Raw genomic sequence first — 7,423 nt, 5'->3', positions numbered from 1 at the left:
AAGGAATAAACAAAAATAGTTCTAAAACATTATTCATTTTCGATTAATAGTTCTTAAGATATAGTTTTTAGGATTATTTTGGTAATAAATAGGTATAAAAGGTTAACTTTTTCTGAAAATAGCCGATATTACAAATGAACTAATTTTTTACAAGGGGATTAAATCTAGTAGATTGGAATGATTGTGAAAGTAGTTTTAAAAAGATTATCGGAGGAGATTATGAAAAAACTATTACCTAAATTTATAAATGTTTTACTAATTATGATGCTATTATTTAGTTCTATTTTTATACCTTCAACGCAAAACGTTTTTGCAAATTCACTTTTATCGAATACAGAATTTATGGATCCGCAATCTATATTAAATATGCTTCCAGACAATCAAAATGGAGCATCATTTATACCTGATCCTGCTAACAGTATTACACCAACATTGCCACAACCATTGCAAGAAAAACCAATCCCTGAAGGGCCAGTGAAAGACAGTCAAATTTTAGAACCGCCTGCAAAACAGGCATATCGGCCAAACAATATCAATCTAGCAACAGGACAGCTCGAGTTTAATAACACTGACTTAAATATTGCTAGTGTTGGATTTGATTTTGAATTAACAAGAAGCTATTCAAGCAGCAATCAAGAAATAGGTCCATTCGGAAAGGGTTGGAACTTTAACTTGAATTCCTTGCTCCAAATATATGAAGGATATCATATGTCAGAGCAACGGAGTGATGGCAGTATCATTAATTATGATTTTGTTATCGGACCAGAGGATGGTTATATAACAAGTTATGATGGTGATGAATTAATCAACTATGAATTACATAAAGGCAGCTATAAAAAAGGCGATAATGGGGAAACACTTGAAAGAATTTCAAAGGATGAATATGTAGTAACAGGGCAGCATGGAACAACTATAACCTACAATGGTTATTTTGCCCCATGGCGTAAGGATACCAATAATTTTGATCCAAGCGCAGGGAAAATGGTAAAACGTACTGATCGATATGGAAATACAATGGAATTTCGGTATGATTCGCTAGGAAGATTAGATAAAGTTATTGATACTTCCGGACGTACAATCGATTTTAAATGGAATGGTGAAGTAATTACACAAATAACAGACCCAGCCGGAAAAAGTATTCATTATGCATACGATACAAAGAATCAATTAATAAATGTCACTTTCCGTGATGGTCGTGTTGTGGAATATAATTATGCAAATAATCAACTCATCGGTATTACAAAAGGAAAAGATGAAAAAACACAATTTGAATATGATAAGAAAAAAATAAGTAAGGTAATCAAGCCAGATGTATCACAACAATATCAATTATCCTACCAACAAGACAGCAATGGGAAAATAGCTAAAACTACGTTAATTGATCCGTTAAACAACAAGTGGGCGTTTACAATTCGAGATGGAAAAATTGTTAGTGAAAAGAATCCATTAGATGAAGAGTCGTCCTATACGTATAACAATGATGATTTGTTAACCAAAATGACTACTCCTAAAGGAACGATGTCTTTTTCGTATGACAATGAAATGAAAAAAACTTCTCAGCATTTGATGGATGGTACAAAAACAACCTTTGAATACCATGAAAAATGGGATGTTCCAACTGCAATTAAGGACAACCGTGGATCAAACACGATGTTCACAATTGATGATGCAACAGGAAATGTAGTAGAAAAAGCGTACAACAATATCATTACAACTTATGATTATAACGATAAAGGCCAGATTACAGGGGTAATCGATGACAACAATAAAAAATTATCGTTTATTTATAAAGATGGTCGATTATTTGAATCGATTAATGGTATGGGTGAAAAAACAACATATCTGTTTGATAATTTAGAACGTCTTACAGAAAAAAGAATGCCTTCCGGAGAAACCGAACGCTTTACTTATGATGCTGAAGGTAGAATGCTTTCAAAGAAAAACAGTAGAAATGAAACGTATCAATATGAATACGATGCAGCTGGTCGAATAAAAAAAATAATTAATCCTCTTCAGCATGAGCAACGATTCGAATATGATGCGAATGGAAATTTAATCTTATTTACAGATGAAATAGGACGTAAATTTGAATATGAATACAATGCCGTCGGACAAGTTGTTACTATAAAAAGTGCACATGAAACAAAAACGGTGTCCTATGATGATATAGGCCGTGTAGAAAATGTGAAATCATCGGAAGGCACTACAAGTTATAGTTATACTACATTTGGAATAGAAACTATTAAAAATGCAAATGGAACGTATAATTTCACATATGACAATAAAGGTAGACTATCATCTGTAACAGATCAATTGAAACGGAAAACCATTTACAAGTATGATGCGCAATATCGTTTGATTTCCGTACAAGATCCAATCGGTCGCCAGCATCAATACACGTATAATCCAGATGGTACATTGAAATCAGAAACATTCCCGACTGGAGAGACTGTAAGCCTTGAGTATAATAATCTTGGTCTTTTAGCTTCAAAAACTTATCAAGATGGAACAAGTGAATCCTATGTATATGATTATGCCAAGCGTTTGGTAAAAGAAACAGATCGAGCTGGGGCTTCAACCAAATATCAATATATAAATGGCAAACTCGTAAGTAAAACAGATGCACTCAATCAGAAAACAACCTTTAGCTATTATGAAAACGGGTTACTTAAAAGCCAAACAAATCCAGACGGGCATACAAATACCTACGCTTATAATTCCAATAAGTGGTTAACTAAAATGACGAATGGAGAAGGTGAAGCAACTTCTTACCAATATGATGCCATTGGTCGCGTTACATCGATAACAGATGCTAATGGTGGAGTAATGGAATTTGACTATGACACATTAGATCGACCAACTAAAATCAAAGATCCAATGGGATATATATATCAATGGGACTATCAAGATAGCAAAAACAAAAGAATATTTACTTATCCTGATAAAAGCACCCTCGTTTATGAATATAATTCGCTTGATCAGATTGTTGGATTAACAAATCAGTTAGGACATCGTACAGAATATAAATATGACCAAGTTGGTAGATTGACTCAAGTGAATGAACCTTTAGAAAAAACGACAAAATATGAATACAATTCACTAGATCAAATAACAAAAGTCATTCGTCCAGATGGTAAAGCTGAGCAGTATATTTATGACGATTTTGGGCGTTTGAAAAGCACCAAAAACCCTTTAAATCAGGTTACAAGCTATGAATACGATACCAACACGGGATTATTAACTACTATTAAGGATATAAAAGGAACGACAAAGATTGGTTATGATAAAGCGGGTAGAAGAACATCATTAAAAGATCCTTTGGGTAATATAACGAAATGGAAATTTGATGCACTTGGAAGAATAGCAGAGGAGATCAATCCTTTAGGTTATGCTACAAAATTTAAATATAACGCAAATGATCAAATCATTAAAAAGACGATGCCAAATGGCGCAGAATTAATCCAAAATTATGACGGGAATGGTCGATTAACGAAAGTTGTCCATCCGAACAATGGAGTAACTAAATACTCCTATGATAAAAATGGAAATCTGATTCAAGCAATAGATGCCGAAAACGGATTAACAAAAATGACATATAATCAGAATGGGCAAATGACATCCTTGACCGATTCACTGAATCAGACAATGCACTATTTTTACAATAAGAATGGGCAAATGATAAAGGTAGAAAAGCCGTTAGAGGCGACGGTCTCTTATTCCTATGATAAAGCTGGTCAACTTCTATCAGCTACACAAGAGAATGGAGCGGTTTTTAAATATGAATACGATGCACTTGGCCGAGTGAAGAAGGAAATTAATCCATTAAATAAAAGTACGGTTTATGATTATGACCTTCTTGATAACGTTATTCGCATTCAAACACCGAATAATAAAACAGAACACTACGTATATGATGCGTTAAATCGAATTACGAAACATACAGGTCAATTAGGGAATGTTACTTCCTTGGAATATAATGATCAAAAAGGAATCGTCAAAGAAACCAATGCACTTGGCCATGTATCCGAGTATCAATATAATGCATTAAATCAATTAGTACAAGAAACCGATGCATTAGGAAGAAAAACGAGCTATGCATATGATGCACTTGGCAACGTTGTAAAAATAACCGATGCTGCAGGTCATGAAGAAATATACACCTACAATTCTATGGCATTGTTAGATAGTTATAAAAATAAAAAAGGTCATGTGTATAAATATCAATATGACGTAGTCGGAAACCAAACTGCTGTTATCGATCCAGATGGGAATACTTCTAAATCTCAGTATGATTTATTAGGTAGATTGATTAAAGAAGTTAATCCTGTAGGGCAACAACGGAGATTAAATACGATTCTGAAGGAAACATTATACAAATTAAAGAACCCGAGGGAGGCGTTTGGAAGTATGAATATAATGCCTTGGGTTATCGAACAACTGTAGAAGATCCGATTGGACGGAAAGCTAATTATACGTACGATAAAACAGGTCATATTACAAAATATAAAGATCCTGCTGGTGGTCAAACTTCATTTCAATATAACCTTTTAGGGTGGAAAATAAAAGAAGTTGATGCAGAGGGAGCGGAGTGGAATTATTCCTACAACACGAATGGACAGGTTACAAAAGTAACGAACCCTTCACATGACAAGACTTTATTAGAGTATGATACCGAAGGGAACTTGCTAAAAGAGACGGATCCGTTAGAGAGAGAATCCAGTTATCAATATGATAAAATTGGGCAATTAATTAAAGCGACAGATACTGATGGTTTCGAAACCAAGTTTTCCTATGATGCAGTTGGGAATTTAATTCAGGAAACGCATGCTGATAACAGTAAGACTGAATATACTTATGATGCATTGAATCAAATAACAAAATTAAAGAATCCAAGTGGATCTATATCTTCTTTCCAATACGATCCTGAAGGAAATTTAGTTAAAGAAACAAATGCAATAGGTAGCACGACGACGTATGGATACGATCGTTTAAATCAATTGTCAACAGTGAAGGATGCGCTTGGTGGAGTTGCAAACTATCAATATGATGCAGCAGGAAATTTAACAAAACTAACCGATCCTAATGGAAATGATCGAACGTGGAAATATAATCTGAATAATCAACCAACCATTGAAACGAATGCTTTAGGAGACAAGTCTGAATTTGTATATGATTTGGCAGGTCAGCTAATCAAAGAAAAGACACCAGTTGGAGACACGATTGATTATGGCTACACTTCCAATGGGTATGTAAAATCCGTTGCATTTGATGATTACAAGGCAACCTATAAATATGACCGCATGAATAGACTAACGGAGATGCATTCGCCAGCTGCTGTGGATAAATTATCGTACGATAATTTAGGAAGATTAACTAACCAGCATAATGTAACGATGGATAAGCAATTAACTTTCCAATACGATAAGGTTGGTAACATAACTTCCCTCACTAATAGTGAAGACAGGACGATTTCCTATACGTACAATAATCGTGATTTAGTAACAAGTGTCACGGATCCAGATGATAATAAAACAATGTTTGAATATGACTCTATGAGGAGAGAAACCTCAAGACTACTGGCGAACGGTAATACAATCAGTAAAGATTATGATGCTGATGGAAACGTTACGAAAATGAGTAACACAAATTATCGTTTTGTATTAAACAATAGCTCTACCCAATACTATTATGATGCAATTGGAAATCGTATTGGTGACTATTCAGATGACGGTACACAAACTACTTATCAATATGATGCACTAAATCGTTTGATAGAAGTAAATTATCCGAAGGAAAAACTAGAACAATTACATGACAATATTTATACTCCACCAAAGGATAAAAAGAACAAGAACCATAATAAAAATAAGGACACCGTTAATTCTGAAGAGTTTACCAATAAGCAAACAATGGATTTAGAGCACGATAATGTAAATAAATGGATTAATGATATTGAACTCTCTGAATCAGAGAAAAATGACCGGATAGAAGGAAATGAGAAAACTGCTGACGAAGACGGAAAGAACATTGATAAAAAACAAGCACAGGATGCTTCGGCTGCAAATGTAGAAGAAGACTCTACTGCAAAAAGTGATTCTTTCTTTAGTAAAATCGTTCATTTTTTTGAAAACGTAAAAGAAGGAATTAAAAACTTCTTCATTTCCATATGGGAGCATATTGTAGAATTCTTTAGTTCATTTATTATGTCCGTTCACGCAGAACAAAATGAACTTAAAGCTGATTCAAACGGAGCTGGGAAAAACAATGAAAAAGGCGCACCAAATAAAGATAAGCAAGAGAACTCCAATAATAATAATAAAGGGAATAAAAACGACAAGCCAAATAAGGATAAGAATAATAACTCTAGTAATAAAGGAAATAACGGAAAGGGTAACGGGAACGGAAAAGAAAATAATCAATCGAAGAAGAATGTTTTTCATGGTGGCAAGCCAATAGAATGGCAAGCTTTCTATGATGAAAAAAGCCATCCAGAGCCAGAATATATGATGGCACCAGTTAAAAAAGTAAACTATGAATATGATGCTAGTGGAAATCGAACAAAGATGGTCGCGGATGGAGAAGTGACCACATATGACTATAATAAAGCGAATCAAATGACTCGCTCCGGAACTAGCAATTATATTTATGACGCAAATGGTAATATGGTAGAAAAGCGGGCAGATGATGGCACTGTTAAATACGATTACACTGCCGACAATCGTTTGAGTGGTGTCTACTATTCGGATGGACAGGAAGTAACCTATGAATATGATGCATTAGGTAGAAAGGTCCTTCGAGAAGCTACAATGTATGATTATAAATCCATTAAACAAAACAATGGAAAAGGTCATGGAAAGTGGAATGCCATTAACCGAGGAAACGGTAAAAAATATGGCTTATTTAAAAAGCAAGATAGTACAACCCTTTCCTCTGAACAGACGTACTACATGTATCGTGGACTTGATCGTAATGTGATGAAGGAATATGGTCCAAAAGGTCAGCCGCTCGTAGAATATTATGAGGGAAATGGTCAAGTAACATCACGTAAGATGTTTGGCTTCCATGGACAAAAGGAGCAAGGATGGCCAGGGAATATTCGGACAAGAGGCGGGCTCTTATACTATAATTATGATCCAACAGGGAATGTGCTAGACGTATCTGATCGTATTGGTGACCATGTTATGGCATATCGTTATGATGCATTTGGAAATCTATTTACCAATATGCCTGCACCATACAATGCAACAGGATATACAGGAAAAACCTATGACCCTACTGCAGGATTAATGGATTATAGTGCCCGATGGTACAGCCCGACAAATGGAAGATTTATCTCGGAGGACACGTATCCAGGGGTTCCACAGCAAACCCAATCGTTAAATCGATATGCATATGTAATGAATAATCCCATCAATATGGTAGA

The 7,423-nt window shown here is 34.8% G+C and carries 2 protein-coding genes; both read left to right on the top strand.

Going from position 1 to position 7,423, the window contains the following annotated elements; genetic code table 11:
• The first annotated feature begins 219 nt into the window (after positions 1-219).
• Positions 220-4,443 carry a DUF6531 domain-containing protein gene (locus SPK86_RS15135; protein ID WP_330949764.1) on the top strand — a complete coding sequence of 1,408 codons (4,224 nt, stop codon included), beginning with the start codon at positions 220-222 and terminating at the stop codon, positions 4,441-4,443.
• Positions 4,422-7,423 (top strand): RHS repeat-associated core domain-containing protein (locus SPK86_RS15130; RefSeq protein WP_330949763.1); only part of this gene is annotated, 3,002 nt, incomplete at its 3' end. The genes SPK86_RS15135 and SPK86_RS15130, both read left to right, overlap by 22 nt.

This window comes from Virgibacillus sp. MG-45, assembly GCF_036409425.1.
Taxonomy (GTDB): domain Bacteria; phylum Bacillota; class Bacilli; order Bacillales; family Amphibacillaceae; genus LDC-1.
This window is presented reverse-complemented; position numbering and strand designations above follow the sequence as displayed.